25 protein-coding genes are annotated in these 25,990 nt (G+C 56.9%); 17 read left to right on the top strand and 8 right to left on the bottom strand.

Annotation, left to right across the window (positions count from 1 at the left end):
• Position 1: 1 nt before the first annotated feature.
• Together JNX03_RS12305 and JNX03_RS12300 are read right to left on the bottom strand one after the other, a co-directional pair.
• Complete coding sequence (locus JNX03_RS12305; protein ID WP_203209324.1) at positions 2-355, bottom strand: hypothetical protein; 354 nt, start codon at positions 353-355, stop codon at positions 2-4.
• A gap of 44 nt (positions 356-399) precedes the next feature.
• A complete protein-coding gene (locus JNX03_RS12300; protein ID WP_203209323.1) occupies positions 400-1,092 on the bottom strand; it encodes a DUF599 domain-containing protein in 693 nt (230 codons plus the stop codon).
• A gap of 81 nt (positions 1,093-1,173) precedes the next feature.
• Here JNX03_RS12300 and JNX03_RS12295 point away from each other — a divergent pair, with 81 nt between their 5' ends.
• From JNX03_RS12295 to JNX03_RS12270, 6 genes are all read left to right on the top strand, one after another.
• On the top strand, positions 1,174-2,622 hold the full coding sequence (locus JNX03_RS12295) for an FAD-linked oxidase C-terminal domain-containing protein (protein ID WP_203209322.1): 1,449 nt from the start codon (positions 1,174-1,176) through the stop codon (positions 2,620-2,622).
• Positions 2,623-2,681: 59 nt separating this feature from the next.
• The gene (locus JNX03_RS12290) at positions 2,682-3,800 is read left to right on the top strand and encodes an FAD-binding protein (protein WP_203209321.1); all 1,119 of its coding nucleotides are present in this window, start codon (positions 2,682-2,684) and stop codon (positions 3,798-3,800) included.
• Positions 3,801-3,839: 39 nt separating this feature from the next.
• Positions 3,840-5,171: a glycolate oxidase subunit GlcF gene (gene glcF, locus JNX03_RS12285; RefSeq protein WP_203209320.1), complete on the top strand. Its 1,332-nt coding sequence runs from the start codon at positions 3,840-3,842 to the stop codon at positions 5,169-5,171.
• 95 nt (positions 5,172-5,266) lie between these two features.
• On the top strand, positions 5,267-6,055 hold the full coding sequence (locus tag JNX03_RS12280; protein WP_203212236.1) for a trypsin-like serine peptidase: 789 nt from the start codon (positions 5,267-5,269) through the stop codon (positions 6,053-6,055).
• Between the two features lie 119 nt (positions 6,056-6,174).
• A complete protein-coding gene (locus tag JNX03_RS12275; protein WP_203209319.1) occupies positions 6,175-6,882 on the top strand; it encodes a trypsin-like serine peptidase in 708 nt (235 codons plus the stop codon).
• 129 nt (positions 6,883-7,011) lie between these two features.
• Positions 7,012-7,482 (top strand): Hsp20 family protein, encoded by a 471-nt coding sequence (locus JNX03_RS12270; RefSeq protein WP_203209318.1) that lies wholly within the window; start codon positions 7,012-7,014, stop codon positions 7,480-7,482.
• A 101-nt stretch (positions 7,483-7,583) separates the two neighbouring features.
• On the opposite strand, the gene JNX03_RS12265 is transcribed toward JNX03_RS12270, so the two are convergent.
• Both JNX03_RS12265 and JNX03_RS12260 read right to left on the bottom strand, forming a co-directional pair.
• Positions 7,584-7,862, bottom strand: a complete 279-nt coding sequence (locus tag JNX03_RS12265) for a YiaA/YiaB family inner membrane protein (protein WP_203209317.1) — start codon at positions 7,860-7,862, stop codon at positions 7,584-7,586.
• A gap of 19 nt (positions 7,863-7,881) precedes the next feature.
• The gene (locus JNX03_RS12260; protein WP_203209316.1) at positions 7,882-8,565 is read right to left on the bottom strand and encodes a PspA/IM30 family protein; all 684 of its coding nucleotides are present in this window, start codon (positions 8,563-8,565) and stop codon (positions 7,882-7,884) included.
• A gap of 120 nt (positions 8,566-8,685) precedes the next feature.
• Here JNX03_RS12260 and JNX03_RS12255 point away from each other — a divergent pair, with 120 nt between their 5' ends.
• Complete coding sequence (locus JNX03_RS12255; RefSeq protein ID WP_231024201.1) at positions 8,686-9,300, top strand: TetR/AcrR family transcriptional regulator; 615 nt, start codon at positions 8,686-8,688, stop codon at positions 9,298-9,300.
• A 55-nt stretch (positions 9,301-9,355) separates the two neighbouring features.
• On the opposite strand, the gene JNX03_RS12250 is transcribed toward JNX03_RS12255, so the two are convergent.
• The gene (locus JNX03_RS12250) at positions 9,356-10,828 is read right to left on the bottom strand and encodes an NAD-dependent succinate-semialdehyde dehydrogenase (RefSeq protein ID WP_203209314.1); all 1,473 of its coding nucleotides are present in this window, start codon (positions 10,826-10,828) and stop codon (positions 9,356-9,358) included.
• 96 nt (positions 10,829-10,924) lie between these two features.
• Between JNX03_RS12250 and JNX03_RS12245 the strand changes: the two genes are divergently transcribed.
• The 9 genes from JNX03_RS12245 to JNX03_RS12205 all read left to right on the top strand — a co-directional run bounded on the left by JNX03_RS12245 (position 10,925) and on the right by JNX03_RS12205 (position 20,858).
• Positions 10,925-11,713 carry an alpha/beta hydrolase gene (locus tag JNX03_RS12245; RefSeq protein WP_203209313.1) on the top strand — a complete coding sequence of 263 codons (789 nt, stop codon included), beginning with the start codon at positions 10,925-10,927 and terminating at the stop codon, positions 11,711-11,713.
• Between the two features lie 14 nt (positions 11,714-11,727).
• Positions 11,728-12,945: an MFS transporter gene (locus JNX03_RS12240; RefSeq protein ID WP_203209312.1), complete on the top strand. Its 1,218-nt coding sequence runs from the start codon at positions 11,728-11,730 to the stop codon at positions 12,943-12,945.
• A gap of 120 nt (positions 12,946-13,065) precedes the next feature.
• A complete protein-coding gene (locus JNX03_RS12235; protein WP_203209311.1) occupies positions 13,066-14,142 on the top strand; it encodes a hypothetical protein in 1,077 nt (358 codons plus the stop codon).
• Between the two features lie 270 nt (positions 14,143-14,412).
• Positions 14,413-15,534: a hypothetical protein gene (locus JNX03_RS12230; RefSeq protein ID WP_203209310.1), complete on the top strand. Its 1,122-nt coding sequence runs from the start codon at positions 14,413-14,415 to the stop codon at positions 15,532-15,534.
• A gap of 54 nt (positions 15,535-15,588) precedes the next feature.
• Entirely contained in the window at positions 15,589-17,529 is a 1,941-nt protein-coding gene (locus tag JNX03_RS12225; RefSeq protein ID WP_203209309.1) for an AAA family ATPase, read from the top strand.
• A complete protein-coding gene (locus tag JNX03_RS12220; RefSeq protein ID WP_217621277.1) occupies positions 17,526-18,455 on the top strand; it encodes a restriction endonuclease in 930 nt (309 codons plus the stop codon). The genes JNX03_RS12225 and JNX03_RS12220 overlap by 4 nt, the downstream gene beginning before the upstream one ends.
• A 131-nt stretch (positions 18,456-18,586) precedes the next feature.
• Positions 18,587-19,942: a DUF6638 family protein gene (locus JNX03_RS12215; protein WP_203209308.1), complete on the top strand. Its 1,356-nt coding sequence runs from the start codon at positions 18,587-18,589 to the stop codon at positions 19,940-19,942.
• 1 nt (position 19,943) lies between these two features.
• On the top strand, positions 19,944-20,210 hold the full coding sequence (locus JNX03_RS12210) for a hypothetical protein (RefSeq protein WP_203209307.1): 267 nt from the start codon (positions 19,944-19,946) through the stop codon (positions 20,208-20,210).
• 12 nt (positions 20,211-20,222) lie between these two features.
• Complete coding sequence (locus JNX03_RS12205) at positions 20,223-20,858, top strand: DUF1523 family protein (RefSeq protein ID WP_203209306.1); 636 nt, start codon at positions 20,223-20,225, stop codon at positions 20,856-20,858.
• A gap of 104 nt (positions 20,859-20,962) precedes the next feature.
• Here the strand turns inward: JNX03_RS12205 and JNX03_RS12200 are convergent, their stop codons facing one another.
• Positions 20,963-22,540 (bottom strand): DUF5928 domain-containing protein, encoded by a 1,578-nt coding sequence (locus JNX03_RS12200; RefSeq protein ID WP_203209305.1) that lies wholly within the window; start codon positions 22,538-22,540, stop codon positions 20,963-20,965.
• A 144-nt stretch (positions 22,541-22,684) separates the two neighbouring features.
• Between JNX03_RS12200 and JNX03_RS12195 the strand changes: the two genes are divergently transcribed.
• Positions 22,685-23,503: a sulfotransferase family protein gene (locus JNX03_RS12195; RefSeq protein ID WP_203209304.1), complete on the top strand. Its 819-nt coding sequence runs from the start codon at positions 22,685-22,687 to the stop codon at positions 23,501-23,503.
• A 3-nt stretch (positions 23,504-23,506) separates the two neighbouring features.
• Here JNX03_RS12195 and JNX03_RS12190 read toward each other — a convergent pair whose 3' ends face one another.
• Positions 23,507-24,190, bottom strand: coding sequence for an SGNH/GDSL hydrolase family protein (locus tag JNX03_RS12190; protein WP_231024202.1), 684 nt, complete (start codon positions 24,188-24,190; stop codon positions 23,507-23,509).
• Positions 24,191-24,304: 114 nt separating this feature from the next.
• A complete protein-coding gene (locus tag JNX03_RS12185) occupies positions 24,305-25,960 on the bottom strand; it encodes a hypothetical protein (protein WP_203209303.1) in 1,656 nt (551 codons plus the stop codon).
• Positions 25,961-25,990 lie beyond the last annotated feature (30 nt).

Below are 25,990 nucleotides of genomic sequence, written 5' to 3'. Positions count from 1 at the left end.
TTTAGCGTAATTTGACTGTGACAGTGGTTGGGGACCATCCGCCAACCGAATCGCGGGCCTGCACGGCAACCTCGGTCACATCCCGCGGGATAGATACGCCCGACAGCGACCGGGTGAAGGGCTGTTCATCTACATGCGGATGCGCGAGATTGCGCAGACCCAAAACCTTGCCGTCTTTGTCCAATACACGCCAAGCGTCGGCATAGTCTTCCCAGCCGGTATCGCCATGGCGCAATGTCACGTCAAAGGTCCAAAGATCACCGACCAGTTTTGCGTTCACGTTCTTGATCACCGGCGCATCAGCGAAGGCGGGAAATGTCGAGGCCACGAGGGCAAGCAAACTGCGTTTTAACATGGTATCACCATTGTTTCGGAACGAGCTTGATATAGGTATTCTTTTCAAGTTTTCAAAAGAATTTCACGTGACAAGGAGGCGAATTCCCGCCGCCAGATCACAATCAGTGTGATTATTGCACCAATAATCAAAGGCAGGGCCCCCGCCAGCCATGCCACACTGGCCAACGCGAAATAGACAGATCGCAAACCCCGGTTAAAGCTGCGTGCAGCTGTTATGTTCAGCTCCGCCGCCTTGTCTGCCATCCGGATGGCATTGCTATGGCCGGGATCATTTGGAACGGCTGCCATCACGACAGAACAATAGCCAAACAGACGGTTTGACCATGCAAATTTCAAGAACGCATTGGTCAGGAAAAACACCACAAGCAGTAGCTTGATTTCCCATACAATGCGCGGCTGGGCCTCCGTGGTCAGGTCTTGGGCGACATTTGCAAGGCTGTCGGCATTGCCCATCAGCGCAAGCGTGCCGCCGATCGCGATAACGCTGGTGGAGGCAAAGAAAGACGTGCCCTGCCGCAGCGTCGCGACCGTTTGCGCGTCGAAGATGCGCGGCTCACGGGTGATCATCTGGCGCATCCATTCGCGGCGATATCCGGCCATGATCTTGGAGACCGATGGCCGCTTCGCCGTAGGATGTTCCACCCGCCAACCGACAATCAGCCAAAGTGCCAGATTGATGGCGACAGCGGCAAAGTCGAGCGGTTCAAAAAGGGTGAGTTGTGCAGGCCAATCCATGACGGGGTGATAGCGAGTGTGGATAGAACTTGCCAGATAGATAAATTGGTAATATAAATTTACCAAATTGGAGGTACCGCTATGGAAATGCCAAAACCCGATCAAGAAGTCCTCTCGCGCAAAGCGCGGATTGTGGCCCGTTTGAGGGAGGTTCTGCCAGATACGGCCGTCATCCATGACGAGCGGGAAACGCGTGCCTATGAATGTGATGCGCTGACCGCATACAAATGCCCGCCCATGGTCGCGGTGCTGCCGCAGAACACCAAGGAGGTCGCCGCGGTTTTGCGGATCTGCCACGAAGAGGGTGTGCCGGTGGTGCCGCGCGGGTCTGGCACGTCGCTTGCGGGTGGGGCGCTGCCGACGGCGGACTGTGTTATTCTGGGCGTCGCCCGGATGAATGATGTGATCGAGACCGACTATCAAAACCGGTTGATCCGCGTGCAAACGGGACGCACCAATCTAAGCGTGACGGGCGCGGTGGAAGAAGACGGGTTTTTCTATGCACCGGACCCTTCATCGCAGCTGGCCTGTGCCATCGCCGGCAACATCGCGATGAACTCGGGCGGGGCGCATTGTCTCAAATATGGCGTGACGACCAACAATCTGATGGGCGTGACCATGGTGATGATGGATGGCGAGATCGTCGAGATTGGCGGCGGTCATCTGGATTCGAGCGGGCTGGACCTGCTCGGCCTGATCTGCGGATCTGAAGGGCAGCTTGGCGTCGTTACAGAAGCGACTTTGCGTATCTTGCCAAAGCCGGAAGGCGCGCGCCCGGTGTTGATGGGGTTTGACGACAACGAAGTGGCAGGGGCCTGTGTGTCGGACATCATCAAGGCGGGGGTTTTGCCCGTTGCGATTGAATTTATGGACCGGCCCTGCATCGAGGCCACGGAGGCCTTTGCCAAGGCGGGCTATCCCATGTGCGAGGCGCTGTTGATCGTCGAGGTTGAAGGGTCAGAAGCCGAAATTGACCACCAATTGTCATTGATCATGGAGATCGCGCGCCGCCACAATCCGGTGGAATTGCGCGAAAGCAAATCGGCCGAGGAAAGCGCGGCGATTTGGCTGGGCCGGAAATCGGCCTTTGGTGCGATGGGGCAGATCAACGATTACATGTGTCTGGACGGCACTATCCCGGTCAGCAGTTTGCCGATGGTTTTGCGGCGCATTGGCGAGATGTCGGAAGAGTTCGGTCTGAAGGTTGGCAATGTGTTTCACGCAGGGGATGGCAATATGCATCCGCTGATCCTGTTTGACGCCAACAAGCCTGGTGATCTTGAGCTTTGCGAGGCGTTTGGCGCCGAGATCCTCAAGCTTTGCGTTGAGGCGGGTGGATGTTTGACCGGCGAGCATGGTGTGGGCATCGAAAAGCGCGACCTGATGCATGTGCAATATGCGCCTGCGGATCTTGAGGCGCAGATGGCAGTGAAAGATGTGTTCGACCCCGGTTGGCTGCTGAACCCTGCCAAGGTGTTTCCATTGGACGCCTCCGAGGCACGGCGTGCCCCGCCAATGGCGGCGGAGTGATCCAGCCCAAGATCGGGGGCCAGCCCCCGGACCCCCGGAATATTTAAGGCCAAAAAGAAATGAAGATCACATCAGAGAAAGACTTGGTTGAGGCTGTTCGGGCTGCGGATGGGCCTATGGCCATTTCCGGTGGCAACACGCGGGGCTTCGCGCCCGCTGGCGCAGAACTGTCCGTGGCTGGGCTGAGCGGGATCACGCTTTATGAGCCTGGTGCCCTGACCATGGTGGCGCAGGCCGGAACGCCCGTGGCCGAGATCGAAGCGGCGCTGGCGAAAGAAAACCAGCGGTTGGCGTTTGAGCCTATGGATCATCGCAGTGTTCTCGGCACCACAGGCACACCAACCATCGGAGGGATTTTTGCCGCCAATGTCAGCGGACCCCGCCGGATCGCCGTTGGGGCGGCGCGTGACTTCCTTCTGGGGGTGCGGTTCGTGGATGGTGCTGGCGCGGTGGTGAAAAATGGCGGACGGGTTATGAAGAATGTGACCGGCTATGATTTGGTCAAGCTGATGGCTGGGTCTTTTGGCACGCTTGCTGTGTTGACCGAGGTGTCGTTCAAGGTTTTGCCCTGTCCGGAGACCGAGGCGAGCCTTGTGTTGCATGGGATGGATGATGTGCAAGCGATTGCGGCGCTAGCCCGCGGAATGGGCAGCCCGTTCGAGGTGACTGGCGCGGCGCATGATCCGGCAAACGGGCAGACCGTGATGCGCATTGAGGGGTTTGAGGCTTCCGTGGCTTACCGGATGCAGCGTTTGAAAGATTTGTTGGCAAATGCGGGCGGCGAGATCTCGGAATTGGATGCCGCCGCATCTGCAACGTTCTGGACGTCGCAGCGGGATGTTGCCGCTTTTGCTGAGGGTGAAGGTGATGTTTGGCGGGTGTCGTGCAAGCCATCGGATGCGCCGGCACTGGCTGCCAAAGCGGCAGCGGAGGCACATTGTTATGACTGGGCCGGAGGCCTGATCTGGATGCGCACGGTTGCCGGCACGGATGTGCGGGCACGGATGAGTGGGTTTGATGGTCACGCCACACTGCTGCGCGGGGCCGATGAAACACGCGCGAAGCTGGGTGTGTTTCAACCTGAAGCGCCTGGTGTGGCGCGGCTCACGGCGGGCCTGAGAGCGCGGTTTGATCCGCGCGGCATTTTCAACAGCGGCCTGATGGGCGCGGCGCAGTAAGACTGCGCTGGGACAAAGATTAAGATTGGCGGAACCACGATGCAGACCACCTTTACACCCGAGCAATTGAACAATCCCGCCATTGCCCGCAGCAATGAGATTCTGCGCGCTTGCGTGCATTGCGGATTTTGTACGGCGACCTGCCCAACCTATCAGGTGCTGGGTGATGAATTGGACAGCCCGCGCGGGCGGATCTACCTGATTAAGGATATGTTGGAGAACAACCGTGACCCGGACGCCAAGACGGTCAAACACATTGATCGTTGTCTGAGTTGCTTGGCCTGTATGACGACCTGCCCGTCCGGCGTTCACTACATGCATTTGGTGGATCACGCGCGGGAGTATATCGAAGAGCGCTACAAACGGCCCTTCTCGGATCGTGCATTGCGTTGGATTTTGGCGCGAATCTTGCCCTATCCGACCCGCTTTCGACTGGCGCTATTGGGGGCCAAGATCGGTCGGCCATTTGCGCGCATGATGCCGGATGCGCGGCTGCGGGCAATGCTGGAGATGGCGCCAAAGACCATTCCGCCGGTCAGCGGCAACGATGATCCGCAGAGTTTTGCGCCGGAGGGACCGCGCCGCAAGCGGGTGGCCCTTATGACGGGGTGCGCACAGAAGGCGCTGAACACCGATATCAACGATGCCACCATTCGCTTGCTCACCCGGCTGGGCTGTGAGGTGGTGGTGGCCGAGGGCGCAGGATGCTGCGGGGCATTGACCCATCACATGGGCAAAACCGATGAGAGCCATCGCACCGCTGCCAAGAATATCCGCGCCTGGACCGCGCAGATGGATGCCGGTGGGTTGGATGCAATTGTGATCAATACCTCCGGCTGCGGAACAACGGTCAAGGACTACGGGCATATGTTCCGCAATGAGCCTCTGGCCAAGGACGCCGCGCGGGTGTCCAAGATCGCAAAGGACGTGTCTGAGGTGCTGATCGACTTGCTGGACGAAAGGCAAGTGCAAGCGCCGCCTGAGCCCCTGACAGTGGCCTATCATGCGGCCTGTTCGTTGCAACACGGGCAACAGATCAAGACTTTCCCCAAAGATCTGCTAAGGCGGGTGGGGTTCACAGTGGTGGAACCTGCCGATCCGCATCTGTGCTGCGGATCGGCAGGGACGTACAACCTGTTGCAACCGGAGATTTCGGGGCAGTTGAAAGACCGCAAGATCAAAACCCTTGAGGCCAAGAACCCAGATGTGATCGCAGCGGGCAATATCGGCTGTATGATGCAGATCGGGTCCGGTGCGTCGGTGCCGATTGTGCACACGGTCGAGCTGCTTGATTGGGCCACCGGTGGACCCAAACCACCTGCGATGACCGGCGGAAATGCGCACAATCAAGGCGTGCCACGCTTGCGTTGAAAAATTGCCGCAATTTTGCCGTATCTGCCCCGTAGTGCCTAAGTATAGACAAGAACGGGGATGGTCTTTTGCGGCGCTGGATGGCTCTTTCACTCATGGCTCTTGTTGTCACTTCGGCAGCATATGCACAGGATTCGCGGCTCAAACGGTTGGAAACCGGAGTGACGGGAAAAGCCTGGGAAGCCGTCGGACGTCTGGACATTGACGGGCGCGGATTCTGCACTGGCGCATTGATCGCACCACGGCTGGTTTTGACTGCTGCACATTGCCTCTATGACAAAGAGACAAAACAGCGGATTGATCACGGCAACGTGCAATTCCTCGCCGGGTTCCGCAACGGGCGTGCAGGTGCGTACCGCGATGTTAGGCGGGCCGTTGTGCACCCCGATTACGTCTATGATGGCGAGGTTTCTTCGCAGCGAGTGCGCAATGATCTGGCCCTACTGGAACTGCAACGCCCGATCAACAACACAACAATTACCCCCTTCGCCACCGCGGCACGGCCCCGCCCGGGAGATCCTGTCGGCGTGGTTAGCTACGCCCGCGACCGGTCCGAGGCGCCTTCGCTTCAGGAACGGTGCAACGTTCTGGCGCAGCAGGAAGGTGTGCTTGTCACCTCATGTGCGGTTGATTTCGGGTCAAGCGGGGCTCCGATCTTTACCTTCGCAAATGGCGCGCCGCAGATCGTTTCAGTTGTTTCGGCCAAAGCCGAGGTTGAAGGGTCTGATGTTTCTTTGGGGACCTCCCTGGGTGCGCCACTGGCCGTGTTGCGGGCCGAATTGGTTGCGGGAAAGGGCGTCTATTCATCCTCCGACGCTGCGCCACAGCGGATCGTGGCGGGTGATGCCAACCGCCGCACCGGCGCAAAATTTGTGAAACCATGATGGGGCTGTCGCGGCCTATCACCTGCGCTGTATTGGCGCTTGGTCTATCTGCTGGCGGCGCAGCCGCACAAAATAATCCTTCATCAAATCTGCGGTCCCTGGACACCAAAAACGAAGCAATGGTCTGGCAGGCGGTCGGCCGGTTGGACAGCGCCAAGGGCAGCTATTGCACGGGCACGCTGATCTCACCTGATCTGGTCTTGACGGCCGCGCATTGTGTTTTTGCAGGCAATGATCTGGTCGACCCCTCCGATCTGACGTTTCAGGCGGGGCTGACCCACGGAACAGCTGCGGCCAAACGTCCGATCTCGCAGATTGAAGTGCTCAATACCTACGATCCTTCTGATGGCATGAGCGCAAAAAATATCCGCACCGATGTTGCACTTGTCCGTTTGGCTGAGAGTATTCCAACCCACGAGCTTGATCCGTTTCGGGTTTATTCGGGGCAATTGCCCAGAGGACCGGTAAGCGTTGTCTCCTACGGCAAAGGCCGGTCAGAGGCGCTTTCCCGGCAGGATCAATGCCAGGTGGTGCATGCGCATTCCGGTCTGCTCGGCCTTGACTGCGATCTGACCTTCGGGTCCAGCGGTGCGCCTGTGTTTACCCATTTGAACGGGCGCGGCCAGATTGTCGCGCTTATCTCTGGCGGTGGATCATGGGGCGGGCAGGAAGTGGCCCTGGGTATGGTTTTGCCAGAAGTTGTCGGCGCGTTGAAGCGACAGATGCGGGCCAATAAACCTGCGCCCCGCGCACGGGTGAAACGTTTGACCGTGGGCGGCAACAAAGATGGCACAGGGGCAAAGTTTGTGACCGCAAAAGGGTCTTGAAAGGCCGGATAACCATTCCCACATGAGTGATGTCCAAGGCGCCTAGTGAGGGTCTTGGGCAATGAAAAACGGGCCTGTCCAATGGTGGAAGGCCCTGAAGTTCAATCGCTCTAAGATGAGGATGACCAAATGCGTAGTTATGATTTTGCACCGCTTTACCGTTCCACAGTCGGGTTCGACCAGATCGCCAACATGATGGATCGTGTGCTGAGCAATGATGGTGCCACACCCAGCTACCCCCCTTACAACATTGAAAAAACCGCCGATGATGCCTATCGGATTTCCATCGCGGTTGCCGGATTCTCGGACAGTGATCTGAGTGTCGAGGTGCGGGAAAAATCGCTGATTGTTTCGGCCCGCAAGGCGGACGAAGACGAAGAAAAGACCTATCTGCATCGCGGCATTGCAACCCGCGCCTTTGAGCGCCGGTTCCATCTGGCCGATCATGTGCATGTGACCGGGGCCGCCCATGCCGATGGGATGCTGCACATTGATCTGGAACGGCAAATGCCAGAAGCCCTGAAACCGCGGCAGATCCAGATCGCCTCTGACCGTGCGGTTCTGGACAAGGACGTGGTCGAGGCCAAGTCTGTCAACTGAGCGTTAGGAGCCGCGAGCACCAAGGGCGCTTAAGATACTTCGCTGAACCAGAAGCGGCGGCCACCAGCAGTACGGTGGCCGCCTTTGCTTTGCGCTGAGGTTTAGATCAATTCCTCTCCTGCATCAGCCAGGAGGCGCTCCGTGCGGGCATCTTCGATCTTGTTGTGTATGCGGTCGGATTCTTCCACATCGCGCAGGGATTTGGTGATCGCTACCGTCGCGCTGACCAGCATGATCGCTGCCATGGCGTAAAAGCCCTTGGCGGCAAAGCTGGCTTCGAGGAAATAGATCCCCCCGGCCATCATGCCGGCGGCCACGGCAAACTGAAGATAGGTAAAAAGGGTCCAGCTGGACGAAGGTTTGTTGGCGTAAGCGTTCATCTTATGTCTCCTAACAAAGTTAATTGGAATTGATGTCTTTTTTCAGCCGGGCGAGCACATCCTCGGCTGATGTTGTTTTGGCCGCGCCCATGCCAGCGGCGGCGAGACGATCACTCAGCGCTTCTGCGCTGGTTTCAGACGACAGATCTGACATGGCTTGCAGGGTGGCATCCGCGAGTTTCTGGCGCTCTTGCAGCCGGGTGAGTGTGCTGGCCGCATCCGCCAGTGGGCTGCGTGCAGAAACCCGCGCGCTGGCGCGCATGGATTGGGTTTTTCCGGTGGCTTCAGCCAGTCGTTGACCGCGTTTTAGCTCGGCCAATTGGGCCTCACTTTGGCGCAAAACCTGGCGCAGGGCGGCGATATCCTGGGCGTAGGTTTGAACCACCTTGCGCAGAGAAGCGCGTTCCGCCTCAAGGCCCGCAATTGCCGACGCGGCTTCGGCCGCGAGGTCTTCGCGCCCCTGTTCCAATGCAGCCCGCGCGCGGGTTTCAAGATCGGCCAGTTGCGCTTCAAGCGCCTCAAGCGCTTTGCGTTCGCGGGCCTCATAGGCCATCGCAACAGCAACCGCTTTGCGCGCGCGGCTAACGCTTTCGGCGGCCTCACGCATTTGCTGGCGCAGCAGCGTGAGGGCATTGGCATCAAGAAATGATTGGGTGCGATCGACAGTTTGACCGCGTGCAAGTGTAAAAAGTTGTTTGAGCATAGGTTGGTTCTCCGATACATGAACACTGTTCACGATGGGAACATGGGTGAAGTGTGAACAATGTTCAAGTCCTTTTTTGAACGTTGTTCAATTTTTTTCGAGGTGGGGATGAAAACGAATTTGAGCAAAAAGAAGCAGGATCTGCTTGAACGTCTAATTGACGCCGCCGAGGCCGAGGTGGCGCAGCGGGGCTTGCGCAGCCTCAAGGCACGGGACATTGCGACCAAGGCAGGCTGCGCGCTTGGTGCGCTTTATACGGTGGTTGAGGATCTGGATGATTTGATCACCCATGTGAATTCGCGCACCCTGCGCCGGATGGGGGCCTCTTTGCGCGAAGCACTCCCCAAAGGCGGGCGGCCGGTTGATGCGTTGCGGGCCTTGGCGGCCGCCTATGTCAGCTTTGCTTTGGATCACACCCGGCTTTGGGCGGCGATCTTTTACCAGCAATTGCCAGAGGGGCGGGAGTTTCCCGATTGGCACAAGGCAGATTACCCGGTTCTGATTGAGCAAATCATCGCGCCGCTGTCGGAACTGCTGCCCGAGCTTGAGGAAGAGGCCCTGACGATCCGGGCGCGCACGCTTTATGCTGCGGTGCACGGGGTGGTCTCAATGTCGATCCACGGGCGTTATGTGGGCGTGCCCAAGGAGATGCTGCATGCGGAAGTGGATGCGCTGCTGGATGCACTTGCCAGAGGGCTTGAGGGGCCAGCCCCTCAAACTCCCCGGAGTTTATAGTGCCAGTGAAGAAGGGGTCCGGCCAATATGGTCGGACCCTGTTTGGGCGCTGCGGTCAGACGCTCATGCAGATGTATTTCATCTCCAGATAGTCTTCGATGCCGTGGTGGCTGCCTTCGCGGCCGAGGCCGGATTGTTTGACGCCGCCAAAGGGGGCGACCTCGGTTGAGATGATGCCGGTGTTCACGCCCACGATCCCGTATTCCAGCGCTTCGGCCACTTTGTAGACCCGGCTGAGGTCGTTGGCGTAGAAATAGGATGCCAGACCAAAGATCGTGTCATTGGCCATTGCGATCACCTCGTCTTCGTCCTCGAACTTGAACAGGGGGGCGAAGGGGCCAAAGGTTTCGTCCTGCGCGACCTGCATGTCTTGGGTGACGCCGGTGACGATGGTGGGGGGAAGGAAATTGCCGTCCATCGCGCCGTTGCCGCCGAGAATCACGGTTGCGCCCTTGCTGATCGCGTCGTCGATGTGCTCTTTGACTTTTTCGCCGGCGGCGGGGTTGATGAGCGGACCGAGGTCCACGCCTTCTTCAAAGCCATCACCGATTTTCATCTGTTCCACGCGGGCTTTGAGTTTTTCGGCAAAGGTGTCGTAGACGCCGGATTGCACATAGATGCGGTTGGCGCAGACGCAGGTTTGGCCGTTGTTGCGGAATTTGCACATGATGGCGCCTTCGACCGCCGCATCAAGATCGGCATCGTCAAACACGATGAAGGGGGCGTTGCCGCCCAGCTCCATCGAACACTTCATCACCTGATCGGCGGCCTGCTTGAGCAAGATCCGTCCCACTTCGGTGGATCCAGTGAAAGTCAGTTTGCGCACGGCAGGGTTTTCACAGAACTCCTTGCCCACTGCAGAGGACGAGGAGGACGGCACCACGTTGAAGACGCCTGCGGGGATGCCTGCGCGTTCGGCCAGCACGCCCATCACGATAGCGGAAAGCGGTGTTTCAGCGGCAGGGCGGGCGACGAAAGAACAACCGGCGGCCAGCGCGGGCGCGGCCTTGCGGGTGATCATTGCGTTGGGGAAGTTCCACGGCGTGATTGAGGCCGCCACGCCGATAGGCTGTTTCAGCACCGTGATCCGTTTGTCGCGCTGGTGGCCGGGGATGGTCTCACCGTAGATGCGTTTGGCCTCTTCGCCAAAAAACTCGATGAAGGAGGCACCATAGGCCACTTCGCCTTTGGCTTCGGCCAGTGGTTTGCCTTGCTCTGCGGTCAGGATCGCGCCCAGATCGTCCTGGTTTGCCATCATCAGGTCGAACCATTTGCGCAGAACGCCTGCGCGTTCCTTGCCGGTCCAGCTGGCCCATTCTTTCTGGGCCGCTTCGGCTTGGGCGATGGCGCCGGCCACCTGGGCGCGGCTGAGGTTGGCCACCTTGGCGATCACATCGCCGCGGGCCGGGTTTGTCACGTCAAAGGTGCCATCTTCGCCATCCACCCATTTACCGCCGATATAGGCGCGGGTTTCGAGCAGGCTGGGATCTTTGAGCAGGGATTTGAGATTCGTTGTAGCGTCGGTCATTTGGGTGTCTCCGCGTTTTGGTTGTGCTACCCAAAGCAAGTAAGTCTATGATTGTCTAGGTCCAGTTTATGGGCTGAATACCTACAGGAGCCACAAATGAAGCTTGATGATGCCTATGCCAATGGTGCCTACATTGATGGCGCTGACGAATATCCGCCGCGCTGGGCTGCGGCTGCGGCTGCTTTTCGCGCCGAACTTGGCGCGCGGGCGCAGGTTGATGTTTCCTATGGCGGATCGGATCGGGAGGCTTATGATTTTTTCCAGCCCGAGGGCGTGTCGCGCGGCACGCTGATCTTTGTGCATGGCGGCTATTGGAAGGCATTTGACAAGAGTTCGTGGTCCCATTTGGCCGCCGGGGCGTTGGCGCGGGGCTGGGCGGTTGCCATGCCCAGCTATATATTATGTCCGCAGGTGCGGATCAGTGAAATCACGGCCCAGATTGCCGCGGCAGTGCGCCATATTGCCAACCGGACTTTTGGGCCAATTGCCTTGGCGGGCCATTCTGCCGGCGGGCATCTCGTGGCGCGGATGATGGATCCGCTGGTGTTGCCGGGCGATGTGCGGAGCCGGATCAAGACGGTTGTGCCGATCTCGCCCGTGGCGGATCTGATGCCTTTGTTGCAAACCTCGATGAACGTTGATCTACGGCTGGATGAGGCAGAGGCCATGGCCGAAAGCCCGGTCAATATGATCCCGCCGCATGGGGTTGCCGTGACGGTTTGGGTTGGCGCGGAAGAGCGCCCCGTGTTCCTTGAGCAAGCCGAAGCCCTGTCACGGTCTTGGGGTGCACGGCAGGTGGTGGATGCGGGCAAGCACCATTTTGATGTGATCGATGCGCTGGCAGATCCTGAGCATGAGTTGACCAATATTTTGGTCAGCTGGTGATCGCGGCCACACCGATGGCGCGCAACGTTGCGTTGTACCCATGGTTCAAGTTCTTTCAGAACCTCGTGTTCTGGCAGGCGATCTGGTTCTTGTTCTTTCAAAAGGAGTTGTCGGGCGCCGAGGCGATCATGCTTTATGCCATCTATGATGTTGGCACGACCGCGATGGAGGTTCCTTCAGGCTATATGTCTGATCGATTGGGCCGGAGGCGGACGCTGATTGCGTCAGGTATTGCGGCCAGTGCCGGTGCGGCGTTGATCGCCTTTGGCGATGGCTTTGCGACCTTTGCCTGCGCGCAGATTTTGTTGGGGGCCGGTGCGGCTTTTGCATCGGGAACCGACAATGCGTTTTTGTATGAATCGCTCGCAGCAGATGGCCGGGAAGCAGAAACCGAGGCGCAGGAAACCCGCAGTTGGCAGTTTTCGTTGATCGGGCTTGCCCTGTCTGCGTTCACGGGCGGGGTGATGGCGCAATGGGGCTATTGGCTGGCCTTCGCTGCGGGTGCAGTGGCTCAGATGGCTTGTTTTATCGTGGCAGTGCGGTTTTGTGAGCCGCCGCATGAGATGAACCGGACCGAGACCGCCGGTCCGGTGTTCCAGGCGCGGCTGTTTCGTTCTGCCATGGGTGTGCCGGTTTTGGTCTGGCTGTTTACGCTATCGGTGTTGATGTATGGACTTAGTCATATTCCCTTTGTTTTTGGCCAACCTTTCATCGCCGAAGCCCTGCGCAATATAGGACTACACGGCGACGCGCCGATGGTCAGTGGTGGTGTTTCCGCGATTATGATGTTGGTGTCCGCTATCGCCACTCTGTTTGCGCTGCGGCTGCGCAGGCGGTTTGGTCTGGCGGTGCTATTGATGCTGGCCTTTGGGATTCAGGTGGGGTTGATTGCGACATTGGCCGTGACCAACAGTATCTTTGCCATCGCGGTATTGTTCTTGCGTATGGTGCCCAATTCCCTGTCGCGGCCCTTTATCATCGCGCGTATGCAACCTTTGCTGAGCGACGCAGGGCGCGCCACGTTCCTGTCTGTGCAGAGTTTCGCAGGCAGGCTGCTGTTTGCGGGCAGTTTGCTGCTCGCGTCGGTGCAGGTTTCGGATCGAACGGCTATGGCTTATGATGATATCCGCCTGACCTTGGGCTGGTACGCGTTGGTAGGCATTTTGTGCCTGATGGTGCTGTTGCTGACCCTAAGGTGGGCCGGTGTGCAGCAGGAGAGGCAGACAGATTGATCTGCCCTTTTCAAGGTCAGGGGCATTTGGCACAATCGAGAAAAGTTTTGAACGCGCTGATGTAAATCAGCGTAACATTGCCTATATATGGGCTAAGATATTGATATAGAGGATCGTTTGATGGCCAATTTGGATGCACAGGTAAAAGAATCCCAGGCGCAAGTCGCCGAAGCGCAAAGCAAGATTGCCGAGTTGACGGGCCGGATCGAAACAGCACGTGCCAAATTGAAAGCTGGCGACGATGCGATGATCGACATTGAAAATGCCACACTCGAAGATGTGCATGCCCATACAGAGGTGATGAACGCTAACATCGCCGAGTTGATCATGGGACTGGACGATGTGACCGCCGGATTCAGCCGTGACTTTGACGAGATGCGCAACAAGACCGGTTGGGAAACCTTTGTCGGGATCTTCTCAGGGGCGAAGTCGGATAGCATGCGGCAGGAACGGGTGAGGTCCGCCTCTATCGACGACAAATTGCAGGATTTGATCAGCAAGTCCGACGTAATTGTGCAACTGCTCGAAGGGCAGCTGGCGATGCTGGAAGAGCAGAAGGTCAAGGTCGAAAGCAACCTGACCGAAACACTGGACGAGCGCGAGATGACGGTGGGAGAACTGGAAACCATTCGCAGCGATATTGGCGGGATGGACCCCGATATTATCAAGCTGGAAAATGCGATCGCCAGCGAGACCGATGCCGCAAAGCGCACCAAGCTGGAAACCGAACTGGCCGAGATGAACACCCGCTACAATGCGCTGGTGCAGGAAGAGCAGGTCAAGCTGGCCAAGTCGCAGACGCTCGAGCGCTATATCGAAAAGGGCAAGACCTGGATCGATTCCCTGCAGAACCAGGCGGCGACACAGATGGTCTTGATCAACAAGCTGCAGACCGACACCAAACAACGGGTCGTGCTCTATGATGCGCTGACCAAATCGCTCAAGACAGCACAGCAGCAGGACGTCGCCCACCGGATCAACGAGATCGGCGTAAAAACCGACCAAGAGGCGCAATCTGCCATGGCGGGGATTGGTGCCGCCACCAATGCGCGGATGGCGGAGATGATGGAGAAACACGAAGATCACATGGTCTTTGCCCGCGAAGTGCTGGAGGCCAAAGCCAAGGCGGATGAGCGTTTCGCCCGCCGGTTCCAGAAGATCATCGAGAAGCATGACAGCAATCAATATGGGGCTTGAGGCCCGGTGAAGGCAGGCTGAAATTGCGACCTCAACCATATCATCCGGGAAGACCTGTTGGGCGGCTCATGGTTCAATTTTTCGGCGTTTTGGTGGCATTGTTCATTGGCCGCGCTGACCGATGGATTCTTGCTGGCTTACCCGTATTGGTCTGGGGCGTTTTATATAGCCCTTATGGTGTTTGGCTGTTGCGCATGGATTGGCTTTTGGAATTGCTCATATTTTCGATTGCCTGCACCAGCGTTCGGATTTGGATAGCAAAGGTACATCATGACTGACCCCGCCCGCGACCACGTCGGCCTTATGGATACCTTTGCCTCGCGCCGGTATTTCCGCAAGTTCGAGGGCATCATGCAACATATGCTGCGGGTGGCCGGAGTGATGGAGGCGGAAAGCAAGTTGAACCGGGATGAGGTGGAAATCCTGACCCGCTATGCGGTGATGTTGACCCACACGTTCAAGGCGCTGAGCCTCAAGTATCTGTTGGTGGGGCGGGAAACAGGGCGGTTCTTTGGCTCGCTCAGTATCGACAACCGTGACAGTGGTTTCCCGGTGGCCGAAGAGCTGATGACGATGGCCAATGATGCACAGCAAGCGGCCAAACATCTGGAAAACATGCCTTCGGTTGCCACGCTCAAAAACGAAATGGTGCAGATGATCCTGGGCGACAGGCAGGTGCCGACCAAACTGCAATTCGCCCTGTCCCAGCGGCTGTATTATGAGGAGTTGATCAAAGGGGGTCTGTTCTGGGTGCAGAACGATCCGCAGGCCGACTGGACCGGAAACCTGAGCGACGGACGGCGCACCTTCCGGCTGCATTGGGCGACCTATGACAGTCAGGTGAATTTGCCGGTGATCTATCTGATGGAGTTGGAGGACAGCGGCAAGGTTGGGCTACCCAAAGATGAACGGCGCTGGCCGGAGGTACAGGCGCATCTGTCGGCGCAGGCGCTGGGCGGACTGAAGCTGGTGACGATTGCACGGGGCTTTGATCAGGACTTTGATGACTTGCACCCCAAGCGGTTGCGGCGGTTCCATGTGGGTCCGATGTACAGCCATGCCTTCACCCGGCAGGCCGGTCCACTTCGCAATGTGCTGGCCGATGCCAAGGCGCCCGAGGGGCAGGACTGGGCATTGGTCTGGACCGAAGAGGAATTGGTCAGTGACCGTGTGATCGAAGAAAAATCCGGGTGGTTCTCGACGGTTGAGCGTGAGGTTTTTGCGCTGGATCCGTTTGGTGGCAAGGGCGCCGATCTGGGCGCCACCCGCCAAGAACGCAGCATCATCTTGCCGCAACGGCCCTATCAGGTGTTGGAAGAACAAGATCCACCGGGATTTGCCGCAGTGCGTAAATTCGTGGTGAGCGCGTCGGGGCAGGTGCTGCGCTATTAGATTTATGCCTCCGGCGGGAATATTTAGAGCCAAAAAGGGAAGGCCCGTATTTAGATGAGCCAGATTTCAGATGCGATGGAACTCCGTGAGGAGGATATTCACAAACATGTGCCGATGGCGCAGGCGATGTTGGACGGGTTTGATCACGCGCCGCGGATTGGCAAGGCCACCGGCGATGACAGCGTGGCAGAGCAATCATCGGGCCTTGGCACGCGGCGGCGGTTTCGCACCACCACACCGGGGCTAGTGACACGGCGCAGGGTGCCGACCGGGGCAGTGCAATTGATTGCGCGGATTGAAGGCGCGGATGAAGGCGATACGTTGATCAGCCCGATGCAGGCGACGGTGCTGCATGTGTTACGCCGCGCGATAGCGATTGCCTTGGCGGTGGCGGAAAACGTGGCGGAGCAATCGGGGCTGGGCGATCTCAAACGCGCCAATCTGGAGGGCTCATTGCCGGCGGCCCGCAAGAGCGAGTTCAGCGAGCTTCTGTCGGCGGAGGCCCTGGTGACGCTCTATGTGTTGGGCAATGCCACGGCCTATCTGATGTCGTCGCATCTGACTGAGACCACTGTGGAGGTGGGCGAGGTCGATGAGGTCTTGACCGACAACGGACAGGTCGCACTGCACGGCGCATTGTGGGAGTTGGATCAGGACATCGCCGCCCATGCGCAGGATGATGCGCGGCTGGTGGCGACGGTGGCGGCCTTTGCCGAGAGCCTGATGGAAAAGGTTGCCCTGCGTGCCCAGACCGCGCCGCGCCTGGAAGGATTCAAATCTGCCGCCTGGCGGGTTGAGGCGGATGATTTCACCGTGCGTGGGTTCAGCCCGGCCTCCAAGGCGAAATCAACCACGCTGACCATGACCTTCAAAAAGCCCAATGAGGTGGTCGGCAACCACATCGCCAAATACCAAGCGATGAAGCTGGCCAAGATGTTGATGGCTTATGATTTTGACCGGCGACTGAACCCCTTTGCCGAATTGGGCGGTTTTATCTTTACCTTTATGGGGGATGGCGCACCCGGGACGGGGAAAACCACGCTGATCCAGATGATGGCGGGGTTGATTTCGGAGTATTGCAGCAATGCCGGATATCCGTTTCGGTATCAGAACCTGAGCACCGATAATATCGACAGTTATCAGGGTAAATCGGGGCAGAACGCCAAGGCGTTTATCAACAATATCATTGATCCCTCGGTTATTGGCTTTGGCACGATTGATGATATTGACCAGCTGGCGGGCAAACGCGGTGACAGGCAGTCCTCAGCGGGCCAGCTTGAGATCACGGCGGTTCTGATGGAGAGCTTTGCCGGGGCCAATACCGTTGTGCGGGGGAACTGCACCTTTGGGATGTTCTCGAACTATCCCGAAAACGTCGATGATGCCTTGCGCCAGCGTGCCGGGGCGCGTTTCTTGGTCGATGGGCCGCAAACGCGGGAGGATTACGTTGATATCCTCTATCTGTTGATGGGTAAGAACCATGACATCCCCTTGGGCGATCACAATGTGTTCGAGGCGCAGGAGATCAAAAAGGCGGTGGCGGCGTCCTTTGAAAGCCACTCGCGGCCCCATGAGGACGGGCTGCTGAAGGTCTATGAGGCGGTGATGGGCGAGATTGGGGAGCTGGACACGATCAACAAGCTGGGCACCTATCTCAAGGGTATTCAGGAGGCTGATCCGCGGTTCACCGGGCGGGCGATCAAGAACATCACCGACGCGGTGAAGGTGCGCGCGATGGATTTTGAACTGCCCGATGAATGGATGGAGGAGCCCGATCTGTTCCTGTTCAAGGATTACGAGACCAAGAAGGCGATGATCAACGAGATGCGCCAGCCGATCACGGTGGAGATGGTGGTGCAGGAGATCAACCGCTATGCCGACAGCGAATTCCGCTATGCAGATAAGTCCGATGAGGTGGCGATTGAAAACGCCGTGCGCGAGATGGGCCGGATGGAAGAGGCCAAACGGCGGTATTTGTCTGGGGGTGAGGGGTGAGTAGTCGTAAGTTCAGAATTGAAGCCGAGGGTTTCCCTGAGATGCCAGGAATGATGCTGGCCACTGTTGAGGCACTCAGGGAAGTCGGTGGATCTGCCACCATTCATGAACTCGATGAAAAAGTAGCCGAACTCGAAAATGTTACTGAGGAGGAACAGTCGTACATGATGGTGGGGAAAAACAGCGCCCAACCACGATTGAACTACTATCTAGCATGGGCCCGGACTTATTTGCGTCGTGGTGAAGCTGTCGAGAACTCTAGTAGGGGTGTCTGGGCTCTTACTGAGATTGGAGCAAAGATTTCGACCATCGGGGACTGCAAAATAATTTATGATCAAGTTATTGAAGAAGAAAAAGAGAAAGCAAAGCTACGACGTCAAGCCAAGGCTCAAGCGCAAAGTGCAAATACGTCAAAGGATGACGGAATCTTTGATACCGGCGAGTCGGAAGAAGAAGCTGACGCACAACTCAACTGGGATGATCGACTGCTTTCAGTTTTGCGAAAGTTAGATCCTTCGGCATTTGAGAGACTAGCCCAAAGGCTTCTCCGGGAAGCTGGTTTCACAAAAGTAGAGGTCCGAGGAAAATCGGGTGACGGAGGGATCGATGGCGTTGGCGTACTTCGCGTAAACCTTGTTTCTTTCCAAGTCTATTTCCAATGTAAACGCTATACTGGAGGGGTATCAGCCCATGAAATTCGGGATTTCCGTGGCGCAATGCAAGGTCGGGCAGACAAGGGATTGTTTATTACAACAGGACACTACACGGCTCAAGCTAATGAAGAGGCAACAAGGGATGGCGCCACCGCTATCGACTTGATTGATGGATATCGTCTTTGCGAACTACTCAAAGTGAATGGGCTTGGCGTAACGACAGAAATGGTTGAGCGTGTTCATATTAACAGTAAGTGGTTCGAGGGAATTTAAATGAACCGCGCTACCCAAAATCTCCCGGTTAGCTTCAGTCCAGCGCCCTTCCCCAGGGGGGGAAGGGAAGGGCGCGCATCTGCTTTGCAGATGCAGGGCAGACTGACAGTGCAGCATGGCGGGAGGCGCAGATGCATCGCTTGATCAGACACGGCCTCATGTTCGGCAATCTGTTCCATGTGGACAGCCCTGCCTTGGTGGAGCGTTACAATCGGGCGCTTGAGCACCTCACGGGCAAGCGCACGGAACTGAGCGACTTTCACATCGACATCTCCGGCTATTCCCCAGAGGTCGGCGATGAGCTGGAGGATCATCTCTATCTCAACCATGCGGGGGTGAACCGGCAGTTTATCCTGCTGAGCATGGAGCAACGCAGATGTCCTTTGTTGAACACCAAATTCTCCACCTCGCGGGAGATCCTGCAGCAGTTCATGGATGCCAATGAGGCGCAGCTCTTTGCCCTGACTGCGCGGGATGCGGTGACGGGGGAGTTGGTGAATTCGGTTTATGACGTCAGCACCCCGGCGCGGCTGTTTGATATTCGCCGGGTCGAGATTGAGGCGGATACCACGGGCGGCACCTTGCGGGATGCGGAGAAGCTGGGCGGTTTGGTGGACCGGTTCAAGAGCGAGCCGGATGGTTGGTTTGATGACGTGCTGATTGCCGAGATGATCACGCTGGCAGGCAAGACCGGGGACGTGATCCGCAATCCGGTCAAGCTCAAGCAGATGGGATTTGATCAGCGCAATTTCTGGACCGCGCATTTTGGCGGGCTGTATCTGTTTCAGGATCTTGATCATCCGGCGCTGATTGCCCCTGCGGGCAAGGATGGGCTGGAAGATCTGCCGATAAAATACGTGTTTGATGGGGGCAACCGAAACCAGATCGCTAAGTTTTTTGAATACAACGATCTGGTGGAGCCGATTGTGAAGGCGCGGGGCGTGGATGCGGCGGCGATCCTGCGGCAGAAGATGGATTTCATTCTGGTGGATGCGGTGGCTGATCTGGGCGTGGATCTTTCTGGGGCCAATCGGGCGGATATGCGCAGGCTGGCGCGGCATCACGGGGACAAACTGCCGCCGGAGTTTCATGCGCTGGGCGCTTTGGTGCGCTGGGCCGAGAATGGCGGGGCATGGCCTCGGATCACTTCGGATCATCCGGCCTATTTCTATACGCTTCGGGCGTCGGACACCAAGGATGCGGCACTGGTGAATATGCTCTTGGCGGAACTGGCACCCAAGGATGCACGGCAGATGTTCATTTGCCACAAGGAACTGTTCTATCGCACCTATGCAGGCTGGGCCGAGACCAAGAAGGCCTATGTTGCCGATTTTCTTGTGGCCGAGTATCAGGTGGACAAAGCCGGTGCGCGGGCCGCGCTTTTCGGGCATGATGCGCCGATGGAAGAGCCGCGCAGGGCCAGGCCCGATCCGGTGTCAGAGATGATCGCGCGGGTTGGCCCCTGGGGCGCGGTAAGGAGGCGATAAGATGTTCGCATTGGCACGGCTCGTGGTGGTTGGATTTGTCGTTCTGACGGTGATCTATGTCTGCCTGTCGTTTTACTCCCGCGCGGTGCGCAAGGGAAAGCTGCGGCAGAAGTGGCAGGACGGACCGCAGAAAGTGGACCGCGAAACCTTCGTGCAGCGCGGGCTTGAGAAATACGATGGATCTATCCGGCGCAAGCTGATCCTGGGTGTTTATGTTGTTCCGGTGGTGGTGGTCGGCGTGATCATCTACCTCACCAATTTTTCCTGAAGGAGCCATCAGATGGCGATTATCAAATGGGTTTTCTGGATCACCTTCTGGGTGCTGGTGGGGTGTTTCTTTCACTACACTTTGCCGCAGGTCGATATCGTGCGGGTGACAGACACCTATGAAAAGCGGATCGATTTTGGCGAGAACTCGATCTTTTGGGCGCAGGCGGATGTGGGCAGCGATGGCACGGCGGTGAACCGCGATGTGTTCTTTATCCAGACGCGGCGGGCCAAAGGCGATGTCATGGTTTACCGCAATGAGGACACGGGCTGGGGCTGGCCGCCCTATTTCAAATTCGACACCTCCAATCTGCAGGCTGAGGCGGCCGATGCCAAATCCACAGGCGAGGCGGCAAAATATGTTGCGATCAAACATTATGGCTGGCGTAATGAATTCCTGTCGATCTTTCCCAATGCCATTTCGATCCGGGCGGTGGACGGACCGGATGCGGCGAAAGGTATTCCATGGTTGAACATCTTTATTCTCGTGGTGTTCTTTGCCATCGCCTATGCCATCTGGGTGCGCTGGCGACGGTTCCGCATGGCGCGGATCGACCCGACATTGGAAGCCATCGAGGACGATCTGGTCGAAAAGCGGGGGCGTTTCAGCCGCTGGATCGGCACATGGCGTGCCAAAGACAAGAGTTAACCTGATCGGGCGGCGTTGCCGCATGCGATATCTGGGCTGATGAGGGGGCTTCATGCCCCCTCAAACTCCCCCTGGAGTATTTAGGGGCCAAAAAGGGCAGAGGGTCAGTCGGCAAAGAGGTGGTCAGTTTGTGCCACCTCGGCGGCTTTGTCCGTGGGGATGTTCAGGAAATGGCCAAGTTCCTGCGCATTTTCGTCCGCGCCGGCGGTTTCGCGCATCCGGCAGTGGTTCTCAAACTCGGCATCGTTGAGCTGATCACGTTCGTGCAACATGTCATTGCGGATGGTGGGCAGCAGCCGGGCCAGCGTGTCTTTGGAGGTTTGATCGCCTGCAAGGCCGACCCGCATGGCATGGCCAATCAGGTAATCGTCCGAGAACTGGCATTCGATTTCCAGGATGCGGGTGACGGACCGGTCCGAGGCAAAGTCATTCAGTAGGTCCAGATTGCTGGGGTCCATGCAAACGATCAGGCGGTCGGTTTCGAAATAGTCAAACAGCATGCGCATCAGCGCGCGGCGGTGGCGCGTGCGTTTTTCCAGCGTATTTTGAATGCCGCCAAGATCGGGCAGCGGTGTGTCTTCTTCGTTAAAGAGGTATTCAATGGCGGGAACATTGGTCACTTGCCGGATGCGTTCAAGCACCCGTTTGGCCACGTGCCACTTTTTGCACACCACGATCAGCAGTTCGCGTTCACGGCCAAGCGTGCTTTCGGTTTCCCAGAAACGGGTCGCAAAACGGCGACCAACGCGGCCACGGCCACTGAGAAATTTGAACAGGCTGCGGCCTTCGTTGCTAATCTGGAAATCCACACCTTCTGCCGCATAGAGCAGGCCGAGCCTGCGTTTGAGATCCTGCGCTTCGGGGCTGATTTTGCGGGCAAAGAGGTAATCCTGGCTGAGCAGAAGATCGTAGTGATCATTGTAGAAAGTGACCGGCATCCCGTAGTCGGTGAACATCAGGAAGGTCAGAGTGCGGGCGCGAATCTCGTTCTCCGGCACCAGATGCCGGACGAGGGTCTGAAAAAAGGTTTCATCCGGGATCCATGTGGTGCGAAAAAACCGTAGTACATCGCGGCGTTTCTGGATGAATTCCAGTACCGATTCAACGGTGTTTCGGCGTAGGCACCACCATTGGCTGCCAATCTGGATTTGCAGATCTGCCGGAATTTTCCGTTTGAGACCAAAGCGTTTTTGGGCCTCGAACATCGCGTAGAACAGTTTTTTGTGGGTCCGTTCGTTGACGTAGTGGCGGTAGATCAGACGTTCCTCACGCCAACCGGTCTTGATCCAATCGCTTTCGAAATAATCAAAGCTCTCGATGAAATCGGCATCGTTGTCGTCAAGAAACCTGTGGGTGTATTCGGCGGTCTTGATGGCCATGCAATCGCCCGAGAGCATGTAGAAGTGCGTGGCTCTGGGGAAGGCATCGACCGCGGATTGAACGGCATAGATCGTTGCCTGGACCAGGGACCATTCACCCCAGCCACATTTGATCCGTTTGTGTGCAAAGGTGACGTTGGGATTGTCGGCGAGGGCCGCCTGGATCTCGCGAAAAGCATCGGCATCTGCAGAGGCGTCAAAGTGGATTGACATATAATCACCGGCTGCCGTCAACCGCTCGGCCTGCCGAATGATGGCAGCCGGGTCTTTGTGACACAGCAAGATGTAGGCGATTTTTGCCATACCTGAAACGAACTGCCTCTTTACCTCTGTTTGTTTACCTAGATAATGGTGAAGGTGGATTGAATAAACAGAATTTATCCCTTTTTTGGGGTTATCGCGAAACTGTTGTGAAAACAGTCGCAGCCGGCAGGAGGCAGGAACGCTATGGGGTTTCCCGGAACATGGATGACGGAAAGCGAAAGCGTGGTCTATCGGGTGGTGCCAAAATGTGCCTGCTCAACCATCGGGCAAATCATGTATTACTCTGATCATGGGGCGTTTTTTGACGGCGATATCCATGATGCCCAGTCCGGGTTGCACAAGTGGGCACTGGATGCGTCACAAGATCCGATCACCCGCAACGTGACGGCGCATAAATCCTTTGCCTTTACCTGTGTGCGCAACCCTTACACCCGTGTCCTGTCTTCGTTCTTTGACAAGATTTGCGGCATTCAACGCAACGGGCGGCGGTATCGCGGCAACCTGGTGCCGCTGCTGATCCAGAAATACGGGATTGAGGTAGGCGGCGAGGATGGCAAACAGGAGTTTGACCAGATCGCCAGCTTCCGCCGGTTTTTGTTGTTTGCCCGTGACACGATCCGCTGGCGGCGGCCGATGGACCCTGACATTCACTGGTCTGCGCAGGCAGGGCATGTCAGCACGTTCATTGTGAACGGCGGCAAATATGACAAGATCGTTTGGACCGAAAGCTTCAACGACGGCATGCAGAGCGTTCTGGATTCAATCCAGACCCCGCATTCGGTGAAACTGGCGGATATTCCACGGTTTAACGAAAGCGAAGGGCACGGGCCCAAAAGGGCGCATCCGGTGGAAGACTATTTTGATGATCTTTCGATGCATCTGGTGCGTGAGATCTACAAGCGCGATTTCACCTTGTTCAAATATGATTTTGACAACCCCGGAAACAAAATGCCTGTGGGCGAGATTGATCTTGATGAGGTCCATGCCAAGTTGGGCGATTGATCGTTACTTCTTAATGTTTCGAATGGCTTGGGCGATCCTCTTGGTCGCGGCGGCGCTGCCTTTGGGCGAGGGGTGGATCATGTCAGCGGCGTGAAAACTGCGATCGCCATGCGGCACCATGTCCGCCAGTGAGACAAAGCTGATGCCAGCGTCCTGTTTCGCCATCACGTTGATCCGGGCCTCCAATGCGTCACCCACTTTGCGGCAGTGCTCGATGGGAGAGCCAAGGCCGGGGCTGCGCAAGTAACCGACATAGATGACCTTGGCGCCGCTTTTGCGGGCAGTGTTTACGGCGCTGGGGATTTCACCTTTGCGTCCGTCCGGGGAAATCAACCGGTTCAACCGCTTGCGGCATCGTGTGCAGCCGCAGCCCATCCACAGATCGTTGCCGCCGCCGTTCATCACGACAAAATCCCACGGGCCGGGGCGATATTGCTTGGCGATGTTCATGCCCAATGCCCCGGTGATCGGCAGGCGGTAGACAAACCGCGCCCCCGTGACCGCGCGGCTTTGGACGTTGGCCTGCAGGTCACGGCGCAGCAGGCTAGGCACTGCCGATCCGGCAGAGCCATTTGAAGTCATGAAAGAATCGCCCATGACAAGGATGCGAAGCGGGTCTTTGGCCAAGCTGGAGCTGGGCAAGAAAAGCGCAAGAACTAGAAGGGATCGTGCCGCAATATTGTGCATCTTATGGACCTTAACTGCATCATTGGTCATTCGAATTGCAAATTAATGCGGCAGCAATGTGGAGGCAATTCACGCTCTGTTTCGTTTAGCTTTGTACGTTGTCTGGCCCCGGCATTATTCAAGCTGCTCCGTTGCTTCAGCAAAACTTGCGGGATCATACCAAAGCTCTTCGATAGAGGCATTGAGATATCCCGCGCAGGCCGGCTCATTGTTTGCCAGTTCGCGCAGGGAGGCGTGAGCGGTGGCTTCTTCTCCCCTGAGTTCTCGGCACTGTTTGGCGTCTGGTGAATAATGCTCGCAGCTCGTTTGGTACAACAGATAGGCTCTGAGATAGGGACAAAGGATTTGATCGGCGAGATTGGTTTGCTGCAGGAAGCGTCGCCAATTTGGAAGTCGGGCCAGATCCTCGGCGGATATATCAGAAGCCTTGGAGTAGGTTTGATATTGGTTGAGCTTATACCTCATCATTTGGAGGAGCGACGCTGCGGGATCATCTGAAAAGACAATTGAGTTACGCATCGCAAGATCACCGGAAAAAGTGCTCTCAGGAATGTTTCTTTTGCTGACGATGGTGGCAACTTTTGCCCAATGGTACGGTGAATACGGCGAGGCCCGCAGGCGGCGCATTGCAAAATCATCGTTTTGCGAGTCACGGGCGTGGCGTTGTTCTTTGGTCAGGTGATTTGGGACAAGGCGGTGGCTGGTTTGGTTGTCTGCATCCGTTTCCGTTGCAACTTTCTGCCCAAATTCAACGCCATCGATCAATTCAAGCAGATCCAGATTGTAGGGGTCGTGATCCAGAAACGCCTTCGCTTGGTCGAGCCTGGCCCACCTAAAGCGCTCAAAGAATGGATCGCGGTCCCCATGTGATGTGCGAGCAATAAAAGCGAGGCGCTCGGCCAGAAATCGAAAATGGGCCAGTTCAAACTGATCGACGGGCGCCGTCAGCAGTTGCGCCTTGGCCCAGGCGATCTCCTTTTTTGTCCAGTCTTGATAGGTTTTGGTTCTGATCAGAAAATCCAACTGATCCATCACGAGTGCAGGATCTTCAATTTTCCAAAGTAATTTTGTGGCTTTCGCTCTGAGATCGGAGCTCTTCGATTGGTTGGCGGCCTGAAGAATGCAGCGATGTTCGATTATCCTGTGCATGTAGCGGGTCGGAAAATTCTCACTTGCCGACTTGCAAAAGGACATGATCATTTCGAAAGACAGATGATAAACGGTTGGGAGTGTTCTTTGCAGCGTTCCCCAGTTCGGTCTATCTTTCATCACCAAGTCAAAGGCCTCGAGCGAAGAAGGAATGCCAAAGTTATTGCGACCTAGCTCCCGCACGACCGCATCTGATACAGGAATAAGATCCGGGCTGCTCCGGTAAGCTGCTGCCACCAGGTCAAAAATCTGGCGATGCATATGGTGCGCCACCTCGTTGGAATAGGTGTTCCGTCCCCACTGCACATAATTTGCGGCGTTGTAGAGGCTCCAAGCCCTTGAGATCTGTGCCTTGTGGTTTTCCGGATCTTTCTCGAGCCAGTCAGAGACAAATTGGACAGCAGCGGGGTGTGATCGCGACAGGGTGATGTAGAGCGCCCGAATGTTATCTGCATCCCGGTTACCAGCCAGATAATCGGCCTGTGCCGTTTCCAGCAGGTGATCAACTTTTTCAAAATCGCGGGCAATAATTGCCGCTCGAACCTTGGAGGGGGTGATATCTTGTGCGTTGCATAGGCTTGCCCATAGAACAGCACAGGTGAGAAAGAAAATTGATCGCATGGTGGTGCCTTTGTTGTTTGAAATGCAACC

Source organism: Sulfitobacter mediterraneus, from assembly GCF_016801775.1.
In the GTDB taxonomy this organism is placed as follows: Bacteria; Pseudomonadota; Alphaproteobacteria; order Rhodobacterales; family Rhodobacteraceae; genus Sulfitobacter; species Sulfitobacter mediterraneus_A.
This window is presented reverse-complemented; position numbering and strand designations above follow the sequence as displayed.